Raw genomic sequence first — 18,292 nt, 5'->3', positions numbered from 1 at the left:
TGAAATCCGGGCCAGCGCCCGCCACTTCTCCTCTTGGCAACCCCTCCGCCCTGGGTGCGCCGGGAACCGTAGCATCACATTTCGCGAGGCGAGAATGCTATTTTCGTAGCATGGCGTGCTAGCGCGGCCGCTACCAGTCGGGCTCAATTGGAGAGTCTTCGGAAAAGCCGCTCGGGCCAGGCAGAGAGAGCGTTGCGGCCGAAGCGTCCAGCAGTGCCCCCGGAAGCCCTTTGAGATGCTCGCTGTCCAGCGGAAGCGCAAGATAGCCCGTGGCAATGCGTGCAGCCGCTTCCGCCTGTTCACGATCTCTCATTGCCTTGACCGCAGACCGATCAGGCAGCGTGGCCAGCCAAGCCTTGTGCAGAGCGAACATTCGAGGGTCGACCGTCGGCATGCTTACGGGATAGCCACGCTCATCGATCGCCACAGCCTCCACCTTTGGAGCGTTGATGAGCCATTGCAGCCCCTCCATGGGTGCGCTGTCGAGATCGTCGGCAAGCTGTGTAATCGAGGTAGTGGCGTTGTCCTTGAGGACATGTCTTGCCTGCGGACGGATCAGGTCGACCAGATAGCCATCACGGTTCGCTGCCCTGAAGGCCCGGGGCTGGAGCGGCTTGAAGGACCTGTCCACTTTACGCAACACGCCTATCAGGCCGGACTGGCTTACCCTCTCGCCGGTCACGAAGCTGATGCGGCCTCGGGAATCGAAGAGCAGGTCGATGTCGCCGGTTGCCGTGAGACCGCTGGTGATCTGGACGCCCGCCAGAGCCTCGTAAGCGAACAGCGCATTCGTGCCGACGACCAGCAACTGCTTGCCCAGCAGGTCTGTTTCGGCGCACCGCCGCAATATCCGTGCGGCGATGGCCGGTACCCTGCCCAACCCCATTGCCACATTGACTTTCGCCAGGCCGTTCAGGCGATCGGCCAGACCTGCCAGCAGATCCTTGTTCTGCACCCTGCCCTCGGAAAACGCAGCGAACGCCTTCTCCGTCTGGCTGCTTTTTGGCCCGAGTGAATTCTCGACCTGCCGGACCTTCCGCAGCAGGTATTCAGCACCGTTGCGCTCAACCCAGCGCATGCTGCCTGCAAAGCGCCTTTGGCGCTGGTCATCAGCATGCTGCCAGGCCTCGTAGACCTGTTGCGTATCTATGAGTTGGCGCCGCTGCTCGCCGGTCAACTCTCTCAGCATCGGTTTCCACTCTTAAGTCAGGATCAAGTCAACATAGTGGAAAACTCTTAATTAACAACATGTTGTTATGTTTTTTCCACTATCGCAGCTATCACCCGAACGAGGAGTGGAAAATACCGTAAAAACAATAGGTTATGTCCGAGCAAGGGAGGCCAGAACCTCACAAGCGGGTTTTTAGCTGCGCGCACCATGGCAGCCGCTTGCCGTCGCCTCACCGCTTCTGCGGATAGATCGTCTCGCCGCGCTTCAGCATCGCGACGAAAGCCTCGATCTTCTTCCTGCGCCCCGCCTCCGTCTTCATGTTGTGGGTGCGGAAGGCGAGCGCGAAGCGGTTTTGGGCGGAAAGCTTCGCCAGCATCTCTTTTGCCGCGGGTTCGGCATCGATGGCGGCCCGGAGATCGTCGGGAATTTTCATGGCTGAGCCGTAGGCACGGTCCCAGCGGCCGTCGGCCTTGGCCGCCTCGACCTGTTTCAGCCCGTGTTCGGTCATGCGGCCCTCCTCGACTAGGCGGGCGACATTGTCGATGTTGATCTTGCTCCAGATGCTCTTCTTGCCGCGCGGCGTGTAGCGCTGCAGAAAGCTCTTGTCGTCGAGCGGCTTGCGTATGGCGTCGATCCAGCCGAAGCACAGCGCCACGTCGATGGCCTGCTTCGGCGTGATCGAGGCGAGGCCCGAGCCGACCTTGTGGACCTTGATCCAGACCTCGCTCTCGCCGGCATGATTTTCGCGCAGCCAGGCGTAAAAACTGTCGGGATCGGGGAATTCATGAACCTTGTCGGGATCGACCTTGAACGGCGCCATCATCACCTCGTTGTTGCCGGGCCGGCTGTATCGGCTGTCGATGCCAGTTTCCGTCAGCGGCGTCGATACCCCCTAGCCTATTGCGAGCCGGCTTGCGCCCAAGCCGGCGCTCATGGCAGTTTCCCGGCTGGTCGAGCCGGGCAAGGCAGACTGCAATTCGGGGGAAATGCCATGCGATCGATGTTACTCGGCCTCATCCTTCTGCTGCCGGCCTCGGCGCTCGCCGAACCCATCGAAACCCAGAAGATCATCACCGCGCTGACCGGCGACTTCAATGGGGACGGCGCCGCCGATCTGGCGATGATCGTCGAGACCGAGCCCGAAGACGATACCATGGACATGCATTTCTTCCTGAGGGACAAAAAGTACAATTTTCTGAAACCCGCCGGCGTCGTGCATGAGCAGGTCTACGGCGAATGGAACGACTACGACCAGCCGCATTATGAGGGCTCCGGCATCGAACCGGAGTTGACCTTGCTGCCCAACGGCTCGATCAAGATCTATCTGCCGGGGCTGATCGGCCCCGGCGAGCGGACCGACATGACGCTGACCATCGCCTGGCGCAACGAAGCCTTCGTCGTCGCAGGCGTGGCCTATGACAGTTACAAATACCAGACCGACATAATCGATAGCAGCTGCGACTACGATGTGCTTACCGGCAAAGGCAAAAGCATGAAGACGCAGGAGGATGGCAGCAAGGTGGACAGTGTCGTGTCGGTCGAAGGCCGGGTCGTGCCCTTCGCGGAGTGGGACACAGGGACGCCTTTTAGGGTATGCGGAGATTGAGGGGGCAGCCAATCTCCCCCACTTGGGGGGAGATTGGCTTTCACTGCAGATGCGGTTTCTTCAAGAAACTGTTGCGGTCGGCGGATTTTACCCTGAGCCAGGTTTCGCGGCCGTCGCGTACGACCCTGAGAGGAATCTCCGAACCCGCCGGATTCTGCCATAGCTTACGGTAGAAATCGGCGAGACCGTCGACCTCGCCATCGCGCACGTCGGAGATGATGTCGCCCTGGCGCAGGCCGGCCTTGGCGGCGGGGCCGCCTTCGGCGACGCTCATCACCACGACCGCACCGTTCGACTCGGCCGAGAAGGCGCCGAGCCATGGGCGCGGCGGCTTCGCCGCCTGGCCGCGCGTCAGCAGATCGTCGAGGATCGGGGTCAGAAGGTTGATCGGCACGACCATGTTGATGTCGGCGACCTCGCCGTTGCGGCTCATCTGCAAAAGCAGCGAACCGATGCCGAGCAGGCTGCCATCCTGGCCGATGAGTGCCGCGCCGCCCCAGGACGGGTGCGCCGGGGCAATGAAGATCGCCTCGTCAAGCAGATATTCCCAATAGCCGGCGAATTCCTGCTTGGTGACGATGTGTGCCTTGACCGAGCGGCCGGTGCCGTCGGCAAACACCACGGGGTCGCCGATCTTGGCCTTCGAGGCGTCGCCCAGCGCCACCGCCGGCAGGCCGAGCGGCGCCAGCGCCTGCACTAGGCCGAAGCCTGTCTCCTGGTCATAGGCCAGCGCATGTGCCGGCACGACGCGGCCGTCCTGGTCGGTCAGCCAGACCTCCTCGGCCTCGGTGATGAGATAGCCTATGGTGAGCACCAGCCCGTCGCCGCGGATGACGACGCCGCTGCCTTCCCGGCGCGTGCCCAGGGCATTGGCCGTGAAGGCATCGTCGGGAACCATGGCGCGCACGCCAACGACGGAGCGCAAGAGCGGGGAAACGGGATCGATCGGCATGCTTTCATCCTGGCAGATATGCGTGGGCAGTATCCTCTATAGGTATGCCGCGCTGCACAGGGCGCAAGGGCTTAGGCAACAAGGCAATCATTTCAGAGGCTGGCGCTGCTCCTCGTCCGCCTGCCGGTATCCAGCCGATAGATGGGTAACACTTTGAACCGGATACATAGGTGACACTTCTCTCCCCCTATGCGTCCGCCGCAGCGCCAAGCGGATTGGTTGGCGCGGCGCTGCGGCGGACAAGCTTCATGTGCCGTGTGTCGATGATGCCGAGCGGGTGGGCATGGAATGAGAGTGTCCATTGTCCGTCTTCGGTCTCCAACGCAGCGACCGGTTCGCCCGCCAGCGCTTGCGAGACATATATGAAGCCGCCATTCCATCGGATCTCGCCATTGTGGCGCACGCGGCGGACCGAGGCCTCGGCCGGATAGACGGGCTCGGGTGGTGTCCTGGGCATGGCGCGCTGTGAGGACCGGTAGTGCTGGGCGGGCGTATCCATGCCCAGCGCCTCATGGGGACGTTCCTCATTGTAGCTGTGGCGGAAGGTCTCGAAGGCCTGGCCCTGTGCCGTTCGGTCGGCTTCCGGTGCCTCGGCCATCGGCAGCATGGTCAGGTGAAAGCGCTCGTGACGTCCGTTCTGCTGTGGCCTGCCGGGTGCGATCCGCTCCAAGGTGATGCCGAGCTTGATGAAGCGCACGACAAGCGGCGTCAGCCCGGTGACGCCGGCCGATGCGAAGGGCGGGCCATTGTCGCTTCTGAAGCGATCCGGCAGGCCATGCTCTTCAAACAGCCGTTCGAACACCGGCCAGGCTTCGCTATCGGCCGTCGACCCCGTCGCTTCGAGCGCCAGAAGATAGCGGCTCGACGCATCCATCACCGTCAAGGGTTCGCAACGCCAGCCGTCGCGGGTCCGGAACCAGCCCTTGTGATCGCCAGTCCACACCGCGTTCGGTTCTTGCGGCTGTGGCCAGGGTCCATTGCCGCAGGCCCGCAGGCGGGGTCGCTTGCGGGCGCGGACAAGCCCATGCCGCGCAAGGATCGCGCCGACCGTCGAGGCTGAAGGCCACATGAACTCGGGAGCCGTGCGCCTGAGCCGTGCCACGATCTTCTTTGGACCCCAGAGCGGATGCAGCTCCTTGGCCGCCACAATCCGCTCAACCAGATCCTGAGCTGTCGCCCGGCCATGATTGAGCGGGGCTCGCGGCAGGTCGTGCAAACCCTCAGGCCCAAACGTCCGATAGCGTCCTAGCCATTTGTAGCCGTTCTTGCGTGAGATCCCGTAGGCCGCACAAAGCGCAACCATCGTCTCATCCCCAGAAAGACACTCCACAACAAACCGTAGCCGCTCGTCCATGATGCCAGTCTCTCGCCAAACCATCGCCGGTCCTCCGGCGGACAAGAAAACTGTCACCCATGCTATCGGTCCATTCTGTTACCTATCTATCCGGTTCGGACAGCGGCATCCTCTCCCCGTACAGTGACGGGGAGAGGGGAGATGGCCGCAACATCGGCGCTCTTGGCAACGCTGGCAATTGGCGAAATCAGTAGGCGACAGCTTCCTTCTCCCCGTCACTATACGGGGAGAAGTGCCCGGCAGGGCCATGAGGGGCGGCGCTGACATCGATAATAGTTCAACACAAGTTGAACCTTTCTGAATTGCACCTATCTCTATCGGTATCTAGCTTCGAGTCGACTTTCCGCATCAGTCTCGCGCCAACAGCGCAAGGTCCGCCAAACCCAAGGAATTCCCCGCATGACCGAATACACCCCGCCGAAAGTCTGGAGCTGGAAGAAAGCCAATGGCGGCACGTTCGCCAGCATCAACCGGCCTACTGCCGGTCCGACGCATGACAAGGTGCTGCCGGTCGGCAAGCATCCGCTGCAGCTCTATTCGCTGGCGACGCCGAATGGGGTCAAAGTGACTGTCATGCTGGAGGAGCTTCTGGCGCTCGGCCACAAGGGCGCCGAATACGACGCCTGGCTGATCCGCATCAACGATGGCGACCAGTTCGGCTCGGGGTTTGTCGAGGTCAACCCCAACTCCAAGATCCCGGCGCTGCTCGACCGCAGCGGCAAGACGCCTGTCCGCGTCTTCGAATCCGGTTCGATCCTGCTTTATCTCGCGGAAAAGTTCGGCGAGTTCCTGCCGACCGAACAGCCGGCGCGCGCGGAAACCTTGTCGTGGCTGTTCTGGCAGATGGGTTCGGCGCCCTATCTCGGCGGCGGCTTCGGCCATTTCTACGCCTATGCGCCGGAAAAGTTCGAATACGCCATCGACCGCTTCGCCATGGAGACCAAGCGCCAGCTCGACGTGCTCGACCGGCGGCTGGCGGAGACTGAATATCTCGGCGGCGCCTTCTATTCGATCGCCGACATGGCGGTGTGGCCCTGGTATGGCGGCCTGGCGCTCGGCCGCATGTACAATGATTCCGCCGAATTCCTGTCGGTGCAGGACTACGAGCACGTACAACGCTGGGCCAAGGCGATCGACGCCCGCCCGACCGTGCAACGCGGCCGCATGGTCAACCGCGCCTTCGGCGACCCCGCCATGCAACTGCACGAGCGCCACGACGCCAGCGATTTCGATACGAAGACGCAGGATAAATTGGTTGTGGCGGAGTGAGCTAATCTCCCCCCTTGAGGGGGAGATGGCCGGCAGGCCAGAGGGGCTCGGCTCGACTGGGCTCGACCTCCTGCGACGGAAGGAGGTTAGCGCTCCACGCGCGGCGACCCCCTCTGTCGCCTTCGGCGACATCTCCCCCTCGAGGGGGGAGATTAGCCCATCAATTTCGCCAGCCTCGGCACGCCTTCACCCACGGCGCGTTCATCTGCGAGCGTAAAGCTCATCCGCATCGTGTTGCGTCCCGAACCGTCGGCGTAGAATGCGTTGCCCGGCACGAACGCCACGCGGGCTTCCTTGACCGAGCGGGCGAGCAGCGCGGTGGCATCCGAACCCTCAGGCAATGTCAGCCAGACGAACATGCCGCCTTCCGGTCGGCTCCAGCTGACGCCATCCGGCATTTCCGCTTCGAGTGCTGCAAGCAAGCCGTCGCGGCGCTGGCGATAGGCGCCGATCAGCTTTTCCACCTGGCTGTCGTACACGGCCTCGGAGACGCGGTGCATGACCAGCTGGTTGATCGACGGGCTGTGCAGGTCCGACGCCTGCTTCATCAGCACCAGCCGCTCGACGACGCGGCGCGGCGCGCAGACCCAGCCGACGCGCATGCCCGGCGACAGAATCTTTGAGAACGAGCCGCAATAGAGCGTGCGGGCATTGTCGATGCCGCCTGAGCGTTCGCAGTCGAGCGCCAGGATCGGCGGCTGGCCCTCGCCGTCATAGCGCAGCGCGCGATAGGCGGCGTCCTCGATGACGGCAATGTCGAGCTCGCCGGCAAGGTCGAGCACCGCCTCGCGCTGCTGGCGGTTCAGCGTCTCGCCGGTCGGGTTGGCGAAATCCGGAACGAGATAAGCGAACTTCACCTTGCCGCCCTCTTTTGCAAAAGTAGAGGGGGCAGCAGCCGCCGCCTGGTAGGCGGCCGGCGTCATGTTGCCGCCATCCGGCGTCAGCCGGTCGTAGCGCGGCTCATAGGCGTTGAAGGCCTGCAACGCGCCGAGATAGGTCGGCCATGTCACGAGTGCTGTGTCGCCCGGCGACAGGAACAGCTTGCCGAGATAATCCAGCGCCTGCTGCGAGCCGGAGGTGATGAAGATGTTGTGCTCGTCGCAGGCGATGCCAAGCTTGCCCATCTGGCCGGCCAGCCATTTTCTGAGCGGCAGATAGCCTTCGGAGACCTGATACTGAAGTGCTGCGCTCGCCTCCGCGCCGCCCAGCACCGAGGCGTAAGCATCGGCGATGGCTTGCGCCGGAAACAAGGCCGGATCGGGGATGCCGCCGGCAAAGGAGATGATATCGGGCTGGTCGAGCAGTTTGAGCAGCTCGCGGATTTCCGACGCCTTCATGCGCGAGGCGCGCGACGCCAACAGGTCCATCAAACTCACGAGCCAACCTCCCGGGATACGGCATCTGGTCCAGCATGACCGTCCCGGCCATGCGAATTTAGGTCAATCTGGCTGACCTATTATCAGGCTCCCCCACCCGCGGGAATAGCCAGACCGTCATTCCGCGTGGCCCAGACGAAAAAGCAAACACATTTTGACCCCTGCACAGGGAAAATTGTTGCGCGCCGAGGGGCGCGGATGCAACCTCATTCCGAGCGGACCGGCATAAAAAGAAAAGCGGTCTCAACCAGGGGAGATAAAATGGCGCTTGAGCTCATCGGGGCCGGATTCGGCCGCACCGGCACATGGTCGACCTTTGCCGCGCTGAACAGGCTGGGCCTTCCCAGCTACCACATGCAGGAAGTCATCCTCAACAAGGCCAACAAGGGCCATCTCGACTTCTGGCGCAAGGTGGCCAACAGCCCGCCCGGCAGCCAGCACGACTGGACCAGAGTCTTTGCCAACTACAAGGCGACGGTCGACAATCCGGGATGCTGCGTGTGGCGCGAATTGATGGCCGCCTATCCCGACGCCAAGGTGCTGCTCACCCTGCATCCGCGCGGCGCCGAGGCCTGGTACGACAGCACCATCGACACGATCCACTTCACCGAGACATTGTGGCAGTTCAAGGTGCTGGAATGGCTGACGCCGTTCGGCCGCAAATTCGGCGACATGTCGCACAGGCTGATCTGGGGCCGCACGCTTGCCGGCGTGATGGACGACCGCGCCAAGGCGGTGGCGCGCTACAACGCCTATACCGAGGAGGTGATAGCGGCCGTGCCGCCGGAGAAGCTTCTGGTGTTCAAGGTCAGCGATGGCTGGGCGCCGCTCTGCGGCTTCCTCGGCGTGGCGCTGCCCAACGAGCCTTTCCCCAACCTCAACGACCGCGAAAGCGTCAAGAAGATCATCCGCGACATCATCAAGGGCAGCTACATCATGCTGGGGCTGTCGGTGGTGGCGGTGCTTGCGGCGGTCGCGGCGCTGTGGTGGTGGCTGGGGTAGCCGCCGGACCGTCAGGGTACCGCTACTTGCGCGTGATCCAGCCGAGGAGATCCGGCTCGACATCTTCGTGGTCGGTCAGGTCGCGAACCAGGGAGGCGGCGAGCGCGCGCCAGCGCTTTTCCGGGACATTGTCTTCCATCACCGATTTGATGAAGGCGGCGCGCAGGATGGCGCAATCGAAGGCGGATACATCGAAAAGCAGTTCTGCCATTTCGGTTTTCCCCGTTCACATCGGGCGCGCGAGCCTGTCGAAGCCTCAGGCGCCAGCGCCCCATATACATGGTCGACGACAGCAGATTCATACTCTTGCCGAACCAAGGTTCAACACAATTCGATTGTACGGTTTTTACCAAGCCATTGCGGTTCGTTGCCCGCTTTTGCGCCGATGCTAGATTTGCCGGGCGGCCTCTCCCCAGACGGCCGCAAATGGCCGGCGCGGCTCTGGCAACATGCTTTCACCGGCATTCGCGTCGGCCATTTCCAGCCCGTGCCAGGCTCAGCCCAGCAGGCGTTCGTATTCGGCCTCGGCCTGGCCGTAGAAACCGTCGGCGACGGCGATCAGGCCATCCCGGTCGCGAATGACGATCTCGCCGCGCCGCGACCGGATCAGGCCGCGCCCTTCCAGGATCTGCAGGCCGATGGTGACGCCCGGACGCCTGACGCCGAGCATGACGGACAGGAACTCATGCGTGATCTGGATCTGATGGCCGACCACCCTGTCGTCACACATCAGGAGCCATCGGGCCAGCCGATCCTCGAGCTTGGCGCGGGCATTGCTCAGCGCCGTGGATTTGGTCTGGCCGTGCAGATAATGGGCATAGCGCAGCAGGAAGGCGCGAAGCGTCGGGCTTTTCTGCAGCGCTGCCTTGAACGGCTCGGAATCGATGCACACCGCCTCGCCCGGCATCTGCATGTAGCAGTCATGGGGCGCCCAGTCGGCGCCCATCACCAAAGCGGAGCCCGACATGCCTTCGTGGCCGATGATGCCGACCTCGGTGTCGAGCCCCGGCCGGTTCCTCGCCACCACCGAGGCCAGGCCGCTTTCCAGGAAACAGACCGAGGCGACCGGCTCGCCCGCCATTTCGAGCGGGGCTTTGAGATCGAGCACACGATGGTGCAAATGCGGCGCAAGCAGTGCGAAGTCGGCCGGGTTCATGCGGCGCAAGAGGCCGCTTTTCTCCTTGCTGACCGACTGGTCCATCGCTCTCTCCCGTCAAGGGCAAGAGCACATGTCATCTCCCAGCCGTCGGCGCCCTGCCCAAATGCAAACGGTCATTGGACGATAGCTGACTCGGATTCAGCCATTGTACTTCGTACAAAACCGACAAATCAGGGGCGACGCCCCATCAATCAATCCAGCAGCTTGTTCCTGGATCAGCGCTTCGGGCGGTCAGCCGCAACCATGCGCGCTTCGCGCACGATGGAGGGGCGATCGTTGCCGATCAGCGATGCGATCTCTTGTATCTGCTGCTCGGAGGCCCCGGTTTCCCGCGCCAAGGCCGCGAGCGCCTCGGCGCTCAGACCGGACTGTCTCGGTTGCTCCGCCATGGCTCCAATGCCTCCTGTCGGGGCAGGAGTGCGATGGTCGCTCCCAAGCGTCAGCGCCCATTGATGTGGCCGACGATGCTATACTGTACGCTTCCGAACAATCGATGGCGAGCGATATATTAGCGACGCTGGGATGCGGCCCTAGAACGGCAGCCTTATCTCATCGATCGACCTCGACTCCGTCCAGCCAATGTCTTTCTGGATCTCCGTCGGCAGCGCATTCAGTGCGCGCACGGTCTTCCTGTGCTTGCTGGCGCGCGCCAGGGCAGCGCGAATTCTGCTGAGACTGTCAAACATCGGTTACCTCCATGCAGCAGCAGAGCGCTGCCTCGGGCCCGCTCTTGCACGGCCTCTGTAACCGATCGATTGCGCGGCAACGGTGAAGCGCTTCACAAACCGATGCCGCCCAGAAACATTTGTATACAAATCAATTCAGGGAACGGGAGAGTCGCTAAGGAGGCCGCGCCAGACTGCCCGCGTCCAAAGGGCCGACATCCGCGTCGAGCTTGCGGGACGCTGGACCAAGGGCATGACGGTCTGCAATTTCGAGAAAATGGGCGCGATGCACCATTTCGGCGGTACGGCGAGCGAGCAGACCGACTTCCGCCATAGCGTGGCGATGAAGCTCGACCATGCGAAGTTCTGTGATCTGATCGTCGATGCGCTGGGCCGGTTCGTGTAGGCCAAGGGGTGACTTCCCTCTTCCCGGGCAATCGCATGGGATTGCGCCAGCTCCATATGCGATTGCCCTGCCCTCCTCCGCACCATCGCCGGCATCGTCGTCCGCCCGCCTCGGCTATGGACGAATCCCATCATGCGCAATAAGGATGGGGTCTGCCGTGGCGCTTTCGCGCCGGGGCAGGCGACGTTCGATCAATGACGCTGCGCCGGGCGCCTTTGACGCCGCCCCGCAAAAGTGTCGACACCGGGGGATCTGGTCATGACCGACAACAAGCCGACCGTAGACGTTACCAAGGACTGGCAGGCAACGCAGGGCCAGAAGTCCGGGGCCACGCGGCTGCGCCTGTTCGCCGTGCTGTCGTGGGTCATCGCCATTGGCGGCGAGATCGCCGGGATCGTACTGCTCTACAAGCACAAGTTCGACCAGGGCAACCTGCCGCTGCTGATCGGCATCCTGGTCGGGATCGCGATCTTCGCCATCGCCGGCAGCCTGCTCTGGAAGGCCGCCAACCGGAAGGACCCGGCCCGCGAATCCGACACGTTCCGGTTCTTCGTCCAGAACCAGCTCGGCGCGATCATCACGCTGATTGCCTTCCTGCCGCTGGTTCTCTTGATCCTCAACGACAAGAACATGGACCCGAAGAGCAAGAAGGTGGCCGGCGGCATCGGCGCCGTGCTGGCCGTGCTGGCGACGCTGATCGGGGTCAGCTACCAGCCGCCGTCGGTCGAGCAGTACACGCAGGACATGAACACCTGCGCGGAACAGATCAAGGCGGGGCAGCCGACCACGGCCTGCTCGCCCGAAGTCGCCGCCCAGGCGCAGGCGATCGCCACCGACTCCACCACGGTGGCCGCGGCGACGAAGGACGCGGCACACCCGAATGGCCAGGATATCGTCTACTGGATCGCGCCGGCGAACGGCGCCGCCAAGTCCGACACCGAGCATGTCTTCCACCTCTGCGCAGCGGTCAGCCCGCTGAAGGACAAGACCGTCAACAGCGGCACCGTGACGGAAGCCTATGCCCAAAACGCCATTCGCATCACCAAGCAGATCGAGATGGAACAGAAGCAGTGCGGGTTCACGGCGGCGGCCGCCGCAGCGCCCGTGGCACCCGCGCCAGCGCCGGCGCAATAATCCACCCACGTTCACGTTCAAGGCGCGCCCGGCAGGGCGCCCCTATAGCTTTCTGAAAAAACCGGACAGAATGTTGGGACTCACTTGCCTGGCCGCAGCCTGATTCCGTCTTCGAATCCGTTCAGCGTCGCGCACTCAAAACCATTGTGCCCCAGCAGCGCCACCAGCGATTGACGGTCGAAATGGTGCAGGTGCTCGTTGGGCAGACGCATGCGCCACGTCTCGAACCACGCATCGCCCTCGGCACCGAGTTCACGCCAACGGCAATAGGGCACGGCGATGGCCAGATGGCGGGCCTGAAGGCGGGCGAGGAAACCCAGGTCCGGGATGTGCTCGAGCACGTCGAACATGGCGACGAGATCCCACGCGCCGGCAAGCGCCTCTTCCCAATCGACAAAGCGCACACCCTCGGGGCATGCCCAAGTCGCTGGCGAGGGTTTCAGAAGCTGCCACGGTGCGATCTAAGGCGACCTGTCCAGGCCCGGTTTCCGGAGTGGCCAAGAAGTAGTCCAACGCCACCAATTCCGCGTATGCACCAGCCGACATCCACGATTCGGTTGATGGCCGCGAGCACTTCAGCTCTTAGGGTGGAATCTGCCTCAACTGCGGAGTGCAGTCGACGGAGCCTTTGTTCAAAGTTTTTTTGAAGTTCTCGAAGTCGTCGGGCCTAGCGAGCGCGCCGACAACGTTGTTCCTCTCGGCTACGGATATGTCGAAACGCGCGGATCCAACACCGAATATGTCGTCGACCAACGCTGCATAGACTGCCTTTGCGGTCATTTTCTAACCTTATCCATGTCGCCGCCATAGTGGTTTGGGAGGAAAGCGCAGACGAGTGGCTTGAGGGTGAAGGGCAGGAGTTTTGTTGACGCCGTACGCTCGCAAGGCATTGCGGCCAGCTTCTCCACTCCCACACCTAACTCTTTTTGGCCGGGATGTATCGCGTCACCTTCCGACCCTTGTTCTCTTTCGGCTCCGGGAGGGCCAGGCTGGGCTGAGAATTGCCCCCCTGCTCCTCAAGCCGCACAATGCGTTGCTGCAGGTTCTGTAGGGCAAAGTCGAGCTCTTGAAGACTGCGTCCCCCCCTGACACGTGGTGGGGCGTCTGCCTTAGAATTGACTAAGGGCAGAGAAACGCTCTCGCTACGGCCGTAAGGAAAGGCACTGGTAACCCCCAACATCAGTTCTACGGACAAGACACGGGCGGAGGCGCCACGGACGTCAAGTTTGACAGATCTGCCTGGCGTTATCCAACGAGAAAGTTCCTCATAGGCGATGTCGCATGAAGGACGTCCTTCAAAATCATCAGCCGCGAGTAGTCCTTTCGCGACGAGACGGCCTAAACCGCCTTGGTCAGACATCACTCGAAGAGGTGCCATCGCGCCAGCAAACGCGCCTTGCCAGATGGGCGCGAGCGGCAAGGTATTAGCGTGCTGGCGAAGCAACTCCGGCGCCACCGCTGCCCCCGGATCGATAAAGCACGCACCCAGGCCAAGCAGAGCATCAATGGCAGGAGAGCGGGGTCCAGAGGCTAAGCGTACTGCCAGCCGATCAAGGGCCCGAACTCTTTCGACTTGGGGGCCTTGAGCGCAGAGTGTCAGTTCAGGCAGATCAAAGTAGTCTCGAGCTTGCATGGCCGTTCTTGAAACAAGCTCGGCCGTTTCCACTTCTCCAGATTGCTGAGCAATGTGCGACAAGATACTGATCAATGGCTCCAGAGCCTGATGACTGCTCTGCGCTGCTTTGTCAATCCGCCCGCTCAGTACAAACCACAAAGGAGCTAGTGCGCTAGCCGCCAAGGGACGGCTGCCATCGCGCAAACTTTGCGAAAGTTCGTCATGACGACGTGCCAGCTCGATGAAATTGACCTCGTTGGTCCACACTGCTGCTGCTCGTCCAGCGGCAAAACTGGCGGTCGACGCCGCAGCAGACCCAGGCACATCCCGCAGATTTTGAACGCCCCCAGCCTGTACACTGCATTCAGCCAAAACCACACCAACCCAAGCACCCAACATCCTTCCAAGAGTTACAGCCGGAGGTCGATTAGCAATCCGCTCAGCCTGGGATTCCGGAAGAATACGACACCACTGGCTCACGGGAGACAATGCCGGGAAGTACGAGTTGAGCCATGCTAAGGTGTCAATAAAGTCCTCGTCACGAACGACCAACACCTCTGCCAGCGGATCACCTGGTGTGGAACTCCAACTGCCAACCGCCCCACCCCGAGACGGCGGCCGTTGGCGCACGAACCGCTCCCAAGTGTTCAGCTCTACTGGCGCACGCGCAAATCGCGCCATAGCTCCGGGGAGAGCGTCACGCTCGAAATGACCACCGCGAAAGGTTTCAGGCATTTTACATCTCAGAACAGAGTGGACAAATCGGTCGTCAGTTCGCCACTTGCCGGCACCATGTGACCGAGAAGTGAGCCGACATAATAGACAGACACTTCCGTCTTAGCACGGGTTACAGCCGTGAAGGCCAATTCCCTGTTATGCCTTCTGAACTCCTCGCCGTGGAAGAGGTGCACTGCTCGAAATTCTGAACCCTTAGCTGCATGAACAGTCATAACACGGACACGGCTGCTGTCGTCGTAAGCGTGGTAGTCGTTGCTCTTGTGGCGCACCGTAATTGAAGAAAGTGTAGCATCGGCACCTACCGCTGCCATGAACTCGTCCAATGAGTCATTGAAAGGGCCGATTATACCTATAGGCTCCTCAGTTATGTAACGAAGCTGCTCCTTCACTTTCGCGATGCATTTTTGAATCATTTCGTTTTCATCTGCGCAAGGGACGGGTTCCACGGAAGACGGGCGAAGCCGTTCAGGGTAGTTACACCCCTCTAGAAGTGGCGCTTGGTCAGCCCTGGGAGGCAAAATCTGATCGGCATATTCGCAAATCTTTTCTCCAATGCGATAGTGGCGACTCAATTCCATCGTCTCATCTGCTATGGTGGAAGCAGTCTTGAGGCCCTCTCCCTTCCAAATCCGCTGCCTAATGTCGCCTGCAAAGTTGGCGCGGTTCGCAAGGCGGCGAATTAGCTGAAGCTCGCGATCCAAAAAATCCTGAACCTCATCAACAAAAATAACGTCGTAAAGCTTGCCTAGCCTTTGGTGTTCAACTGTGTCCTCCAACGCAGCCACAACCCCGAGGCGTTCCTCTTCGAAACTATCGCGTTCCTCCGGCAGCGTCCCGCCATGATTCCTGATGATAGACTTGGCCCATGCCATAAAGGTAGATATTTCTTCCCTCTGAATCTGATCGGCACGACCCACATTGGGACCCGAACGCAAGTGTTCAGCAAGTGCTCGAGTGAAGGTTAATACCGTTTGTCGCGCTCCTACCGGGCGGACGTAGTTAGCTCTCAGCATAAGAATATTGGTCTTTCCCGATCCAGGTGGACCAACGATCAAAAGCGAACTGTCTGCAGTGGCAATTAGGACAGCTTTCTGGTCACTATCCAGTTGCGACGGGTCTACCCACCAAGTTTCATTCAAGACATATTCTCCCCTGTGACAGATGTAGACGTAGCTTGAGCTGTCAGCGCAATGTCCAGCGTATAAAGATATTGCCCTGCCAGGACATCGGGGATACCCGCCTCAGGCAAATCGGGTCCTTCCGAATAAATCTTCAGCACAGCCGGCACATGATCGGCATCAGGGACATCAATGACTCGCACGGCTAAGCCGTAGTCAGTTCGAGCCAAATCTAGGTAAATAGGTACTTCCACCGAAACAAAACTTAATCGCCAGCAGATTCCCCGTGCGGTTTCCTGTTCCTTCATTGTAACTGCGCCTAGTGGCTCTGATTCGAGCTGCGCAGCTTGCAGGCCCCAAGACCGGACCCTTTTCTTCCAAGCCGCTATAGACGGGTTTGCCCTCGCCGCTTCGCCCCGTCCGCCTCTGCCGATTCGTCTACGCAGTGCATCCAGATCGTCAGCGTCCGCCAAGAAATCATCCAGTTGGACGCTAGCTGCACGGATATTGGGATCTTTTTCCAACGCCGCCAAACAGAGCGCAATCAGCCGAGGCTGTACCGACGCACTTATCACCCGCGGGCGTTTCTCGGTGACGGCTTTGAAGAGTTTGAACTTGTTCTTCGTCGCTTTTTCTTCGGCGAATATAGGTGTCTTTGTAATTAAGTCATGGAGAACTGCACCGACCTGATATAGGTTTATCGCCCTAAATCCCAACTCTCCCGGAATTTCATCGCGCAATAAAAATTCCGGAGGACTGTACTGAGCCGTTGCTATAAACTTATTTCCGTCCGTACCACTGCCTTCGTCGTATGCTATTTTACGCATTACCCCAAAATCTAGGAGCTTTAGGTGATTGAAGTCGTCGGAGGCAACTATATTTGCAGGTTTTATGTCACGGTGAACTAGTCCTTTATCATCTAAAAATTTTACGGCACTCACCAGCTGCTTTAAGAGATCGTGGATCTTATCGTCCGGAACCTCGGCGAGTCGTTTTTCGAGCGACTTCCATGGGCAGAACTCCATTAGGAGGTACCAAGTGCCGTCTTCTGCTAGTTCACCTGCATCGTGAACTTCGACTAGAAAGGGGCATCCGTGACCTTTCAGCTCACACTGCAAATCGATCCGCTTGGCTTCTATGAGGGCATTTTCCCCTTCAAAGAACTCCGGATCGTAAATTTTTAGGGCTTCAACGCCGTCAGCGGTCTCTACTTTGTAGACCGCAGCGGACGCGCCGTTATCGATGTACTCTGGAGCCGCCCAACCCTGAGTTCTGCAGAATCTTTCTGCTATTTGTTTTACGCGGTCAATATTCAACACAGCGCTCCCTGCCCGGCAAAGCTGAGGTAGCCTGCCACCCAATCCCCAGCGTTTAATACGCTAAAGCGATTGTTACCGGAAGTAGTAAATTGGTAGACAGAGAGTATGGGCGTTCGGATTGGAGATGAGCTTTCTACCGACTGACTTCGTGCGTGAGGAGACCAAGAAAGCAACGAGTAGCGCCCAAACGCCAAGTCGATCTTCGCTAAGGTAGATACTGGTGATACGGGCGGCGCTGGGAAATGGCTATACGCCGAAGGAACGGACGCTGCCGGGTAGCGGCATCGAAGACCGAGCTAGTGTTGATGCCCATACCTCTCAACAACAAGGCCCCTTCCGGGGCCTTGCGTATCAACCTCTGCCGTAGAGCGGTTCCGCCCCCCTCACTTCCCCATCAGCTGCTTGGCATTCTCGGCCGTGATCGCGGTGGTCTCCACCGTCACCGTCTTGTCCACCTCGGTCGCGCAATCGAGCAGGATCTTTTTCGACATTTCGATCGCTTCCTTGGCGCCGGTCGGGTAGGTGAAGGTTGCGACCCAGTCGCCCTTGGCCACCGCCTCGATGCCGCCGGCCGGGCCCGGCAGGCCGTCGGTGCCGATGATCTTCACGTCCTTGCCCGCGCCCTTGGCGGCGAGCAGCGCGCCGGCGGCCATCATGTCGTTGGAGGCGTAGAGCACCTTGATGTCGGGGTGTGCCTGCAGCATGGCGGCGAAGGCGACCTGCGCTTTGTCCGGCACCCAGTCGGCGGCCTGCTCGGCGACGATCTGGACCTTCGGGTTGCCTTTCACGCCTTCCTTGAAGCCGTTGAGGCGCTCCACCGCCGGCGTCGAGCTCGGCAGACCTTGCAGCACCGCCGCCTCGCCGCCATCGGGCAGCAGCGTCTTGGCGGTGTACTTGCCGGCTTCCTCGGCGATCTTGAAATTGTCGCCGCCGATGAAGGCGGTGTAGTCCTTGCCGGGGTCGCCGACCGTCTTGCGGTCGAGCTCGATGACCGGGATGCCGGCATCCATGGCGCGCTTCACCGCCGGCGTCAGCGGTGCGGCCTCGAAGGGCGAGATCAGCAGGATGTCGACCTTCTGCGTAATGAAATTGTCGACCTGCGAGGTCTGCGTGTTGACGTTGCCGGCGCCGTCGGCGATCTGCAGCGTGAAACCAGGCACTTCCTTGGCGGCCGCCTCCAGCTCGTCATTGACGTGCTGGCGGTAGGGCTCGGCATTGTTGGCCTGCGAAAAACCGATGACGAACTGGCCGTCCTTGGCGCAGGCTTTCACCAGCGGCTCGGCGGCGTAAGCGGAGCCTGCAATGCACAGGCCGGCGCCGGCCAGCAGCACGGCCTTGAGGGTCGATCCTCTTAGTGTCGTTTTCATAACTCACTCTCCTCCTCGTCCGGCCGGGGGGCCAGACCTTG

At 60.9% G+C, this 18,292-nt stretch carries 19 protein-coding genes; 5 read left to right on the top strand and 14 right to left on the bottom strand.

Going from position 1 to position 18,292, the window contains the following annotated elements:
• Nucleotides 1-130 precede the first annotated feature (130 nt).
• Nucleotides 131-1,189: a GSU2403 family nucleotidyltransferase fold protein gene (locus tag NKI06_RS13695; protein ID WP_352840094.1), complete on the bottom strand. Its 1,059-nt coding sequence runs from the start codon at nucleotides 1,187-1,189 to the stop codon at nucleotides 131-133.
• 211 nt (nucleotides 1,190-1,400) lie between these two features.
• Nucleotides 1,401-1,991 carry a YdeI/OmpD-associated family protein gene (locus NKI06_RS13690; RefSeq protein WP_031244294.1) on the bottom strand — a complete coding sequence of 197 codons (591 nt, stop codon included), beginning with the start codon at nucleotides 1,989-1,991 and terminating at the stop codon, nucleotides 1,401-1,403.
• Nucleotides 1,992-2,162: 171 nt separating this feature from the next.
• Here NKI06_RS13690 and NKI06_RS13685 point away from each other — a divergent pair, with 171 nt between their 5' ends.
• Entirely contained in the window at nucleotides 2,163-2,777 is a 615-nt protein-coding gene (locus tag NKI06_RS13685) for a hypothetical protein (RefSeq protein ID WP_352985766.1), read from the top strand.
• A 40-nt stretch (nucleotides 2,778-2,817) separates the two neighbouring features.
• Here the strand turns inward: NKI06_RS13685 and NKI06_RS13680 are convergent, their stop codons facing one another.
• A complete protein-coding gene (locus NKI06_RS13680; protein WP_352985764.1) occupies nucleotides 2,818-3,729 on the bottom strand; it encodes a S1C family serine protease in 912 nt (303 codons plus the stop codon).
• A 187-nt stretch (nucleotides 3,730-3,916) separates the two neighbouring features.
• Complete coding sequence (locus NKI06_RS13675) at nucleotides 3,917-5,107, bottom strand: integrase core domain-containing protein (protein WP_023826017.1); 1,191 nt, start codon at nucleotides 5,105-5,107, stop codon at nucleotides 3,917-3,919.
• 375 nt (nucleotides 5,108-5,482) lie between these two features.
• Here NKI06_RS13675 and yghU point away from each other — a divergent pair, with 375 nt between their 5' ends.
• Nucleotides 5,483-6,352 (top strand): glutathione-dependent disulfide-bond oxidoreductase, encoded by an 870-nt coding sequence (gene yghU / locus NKI06_RS13670; RefSeq protein WP_352985761.1) that lies wholly within the window; start codon nucleotides 5,483-5,485, stop codon nucleotides 6,350-6,352.
• A 152-nt stretch (nucleotides 6,353-6,504) separates the two neighbouring features.
• Here yghU and NKI06_RS13665 read toward each other — a convergent pair whose 3' ends face one another.
• Nucleotides 6,505-7,719: an aminotransferase-like domain-containing protein gene (locus NKI06_RS13665; RefSeq protein WP_352770137.1), complete on the bottom strand. Its 1,215-nt coding sequence runs from the start codon at nucleotides 7,717-7,719 to the stop codon at nucleotides 6,505-6,507.
• Nucleotides 7,720-7,989: 270 nt separating this feature from the next.
• Between NKI06_RS13665 and NKI06_RS13660 the strand changes: the two genes are divergently transcribed.
• On the top strand, nucleotides 7,990-8,730 hold the full coding sequence (locus NKI06_RS13660; RefSeq protein WP_023754595.1) for a sulfotransferase family protein: 741 nt from the start codon (nucleotides 7,990-7,992) through the stop codon (nucleotides 8,728-8,730).
• 22 nt (nucleotides 8,731-8,752) lie between these two features.
• Here NKI06_RS13660 and NKI06_RS13655 read toward each other — a convergent pair whose 3' ends face one another.
• The 4 genes from NKI06_RS13655 to NKI06_RS13640 all read right to left on the bottom strand — a co-directional run bounded on the left by NKI06_RS13655 (nucleotide 8,753) and on the right by NKI06_RS13640 (nucleotide 10,575).
• The gene (locus NKI06_RS13655; RefSeq protein WP_023671412.1) at nucleotides 8,753-8,941 is read right to left on the bottom strand and encodes a hypothetical protein; all 189 of its coding nucleotides are present in this window, start codon (nucleotides 8,939-8,941) and stop codon (nucleotides 8,753-8,755) included.
• A 285-nt stretch (nucleotides 8,942-9,226) separates the two neighbouring features.
• On the bottom strand, nucleotides 9,227-9,931 hold the full coding sequence (locus NKI06_RS13650; protein WP_023685922.1) for a Crp/Fnr family transcriptional regulator: 705 nt from the start codon (nucleotides 9,929-9,931) through the stop codon (nucleotides 9,227-9,229).
• 173 nt (nucleotides 9,932-10,104) lie between these two features.
• Entirely contained in the window at nucleotides 10,105-10,278 is a 174-nt protein-coding gene (locus NKI06_RS13645) for a hypothetical protein (protein ID WP_023754596.1), read from the bottom strand.
• A 141-nt stretch (nucleotides 10,279-10,419) separates the two neighbouring features.
• Nucleotides 10,420-10,575, bottom strand: coding sequence for a DUF1127 domain-containing protein (locus NKI06_RS13640; RefSeq protein WP_352985759.1), 156 nt, complete (start codon nucleotides 10,573-10,575; stop codon nucleotides 10,420-10,422).
• A gap of 232 nt (nucleotides 10,576-10,807) precedes the next feature.
• On the opposite strand from NKI06_RS13640, the gene NKI06_RS13635 reads away from it, so the two are divergent.
• Nucleotides 10,808-10,960 (top strand): hypothetical protein, encoded by a 153-nt coding sequence (locus tag NKI06_RS13635; RefSeq protein ID WP_352500360.1) that lies wholly within the window; start codon nucleotides 10,808-10,810, stop codon nucleotides 10,958-10,960.
• A gap of 258 nt (nucleotides 10,961-11,218) precedes the next feature.
• Nucleotides 11,219-12,094: an SLC5/6 family protein gene (locus tag NKI06_RS13630; protein ID WP_352985757.1), complete on the top strand. Its 876-nt coding sequence runs from the start codon at nucleotides 11,219-11,221 to the stop codon at nucleotides 12,092-12,094.
• A gap of 80 nt (nucleotides 12,095-12,174) precedes the next feature.
• Here NKI06_RS13630 and NKI06_RS13625 read toward each other — a convergent pair whose 3' ends face one another.
• The 5 genes from NKI06_RS13625 to NKI06_RS13605 all read right to left on the bottom strand — a co-directional run bounded on the left by NKI06_RS13625 (nucleotide 12,175) and on the right by NKI06_RS13605 (nucleotide 18,251).
• The gene (locus tag NKI06_RS13625; RefSeq protein ID WP_352985755.1) at nucleotides 12,175-12,498 is read right to left on the bottom strand and encodes a methyltransferase domain-containing protein; all 324 of its coding nucleotides are present in this window, start codon (nucleotides 12,496-12,498) and stop codon (nucleotides 12,175-12,177) included.
• 512 nt (nucleotides 12,499-13,010) lie between these two features.
• On the bottom strand, nucleotides 13,011-14,444 hold the full coding sequence (locus NKI06_RS13620; protein ID WP_352985753.1) for a hypothetical protein: 1,434 nt from the start codon (nucleotides 14,442-14,444) through the stop codon (nucleotides 13,011-13,013).
• 8 nt (nucleotides 14,445-14,452) lie between these two features.
• Nucleotides 14,453-15,586 carry an ATP-binding domain-containing protein gene (locus NKI06_RS13615; protein WP_352985751.1) on the bottom strand — a complete coding sequence of 378 codons (1,134 nt, stop codon included), beginning with the start codon at nucleotides 15,584-15,586 and terminating at the stop codon, nucleotides 14,453-14,455.
• Nucleotides 15,583-16,881 (bottom strand): protein kinase domain-containing protein, encoded by a 1,299-nt coding sequence (locus NKI06_RS13610; RefSeq protein WP_352985749.1) that lies wholly within the window; start codon nucleotides 16,879-16,881, stop codon nucleotides 15,583-15,585. Before NKI06_RS13610 ends, NKI06_RS13615 begins: the two co-directional genes overlap by 4 nt.
• Nucleotides 16,882-17,267: 386 nt before the next feature.
• Nucleotides 17,268-18,251, bottom strand: coding sequence for a substrate-binding domain-containing protein (locus tag NKI06_RS13605; RefSeq protein WP_023689831.1), 984 nt, complete (start codon nucleotides 18,249-18,251; stop codon nucleotides 17,268-17,270).
• Nucleotides 18,252-18,292 lie beyond the last annotated feature (41 nt).

Source organism: Mesorhizobium sp. M0772 (genome assembly GCF_040320135.1).
Classification (GTDB): Bacteria; Pseudomonadota; Alphaproteobacteria; order Rhizobiales; family Rhizobiaceae; genus Mesorhizobium.
The sequence above is the reverse complement of the archived record's forward strand: the minus strand, read 5'-3'. Positions and strand labels throughout refer to the sequence as shown.

What these genes read in the sequence shown, in the direction of transcription:
- NKI06_RS13695 (WP_352840094.1), bottom strand. Translation starts at nt 1,189, where the DNA reads ATGCTGAGAGAGTTGACCGGCGAGCAGCGGCGCCAACTCATAGATACG.
- NKI06_RS13690 (WP_031244294.1), bottom strand. Translation starts at nt 1,991, where the DNA reads ATGGCGCCGTTCAAGGTCGATCCCGACAAGGTTCATGAATTCCCCGAT.
- NKI06_RS13685 (WP_352985766.1), top strand. Translation starts at nt 2,163, where the DNA reads ATGCGATCGATGTTACTCGGCCTCATCCTTCTGCTGCCGGCCTCGGCG.
- NKI06_RS13680 (WP_352985764.1), bottom strand. Translation starts at nt 3,729, where the DNA reads ATGCCGATCGATCCCGTTTCCCCGCTCTTGCGCTCCGTCGTTGGCGTG.
- NKI06_RS13675 (WP_023826017.1), bottom strand. Translation starts at nt 5,107, where the DNA reads ATGGTTTGGCGAGAGACTGGCATCATGGACGAGCGGCTACGGTTTGTT.
- yghU (WP_352985761.1), top strand. Translation starts at nt 5,483, where the DNA reads ATGACCGAATACACCCCGCCGAAAGTCTGGAGCTGGAAGAAAGCCAAT.
- NKI06_RS13665 (WP_352770137.1), bottom strand. Translation starts at nt 7,719, where the DNA reads ATGGACCTGTTGGCGTCGCGCGCCTCGCGCATGAAGGCGTCGGAAATC.
- NKI06_RS13660 (WP_023754595.1), top strand. Translation starts at nt 7,990, where the DNA reads ATGGCGCTTGAGCTCATCGGGGCCGGATTCGGCCGCACCGGCACATGG.
- NKI06_RS13655 (WP_023671412.1), bottom strand. Translation starts at nt 8,941, where the DNA reads ATGGCAGAACTGCTTTTCGATGTATCCGCCTTCGATTGCGCCATCCTG.
- NKI06_RS13650 (WP_023685922.1), bottom strand. Translation starts at nt 9,931, where the DNA reads ATGGACCAGTCGGTCAGCAAGGAGAAAAGCGGCCTCTTGCGCCGCATG.
- NKI06_RS13645 (WP_023754596.1), bottom strand. Translation starts at nt 10,278, where the DNA reads ATGGCGGAGCAACCGAGACAGTCCGGTCTGAGCGCCGAGGCGCTCGCG.
- NKI06_RS13640 (WP_352985759.1), bottom strand. Translation starts at nt 10,575, where the DNA reads ATGTTTGACAGTCTCAGCAGAATTCGCGCTGCCCTGGCGCGCGCCAGC.
- NKI06_RS13635 (WP_352500360.1), top strand. Translation starts at nt 10,808, where the DNA reads ATGACGGTCTGCAATTTCGAGAAAATGGGCGCGATGCACCATTTCGGC.
- NKI06_RS13630 (WP_352985757.1), top strand. Translation starts at nt 11,219, where the DNA reads ATGACCGACAACAAGCCGACCGTAGACGTTACCAAGGACTGGCAGGCA.
- NKI06_RS13620 (WP_352985753.1), bottom strand. Translation starts at nt 14,444, where the DNA reads ATGCCTGAAACCTTTCGCGGTGGTCATTTCGAGCGTGACGCTCTCCCC.
- NKI06_RS13605 (WP_023689831.1), bottom strand. Translation starts at nt 18,251, where the DNA reads ATGAAAACGACACTAAGAGGATCGACCCTCAAGGCCGTGCTGCTGGCC.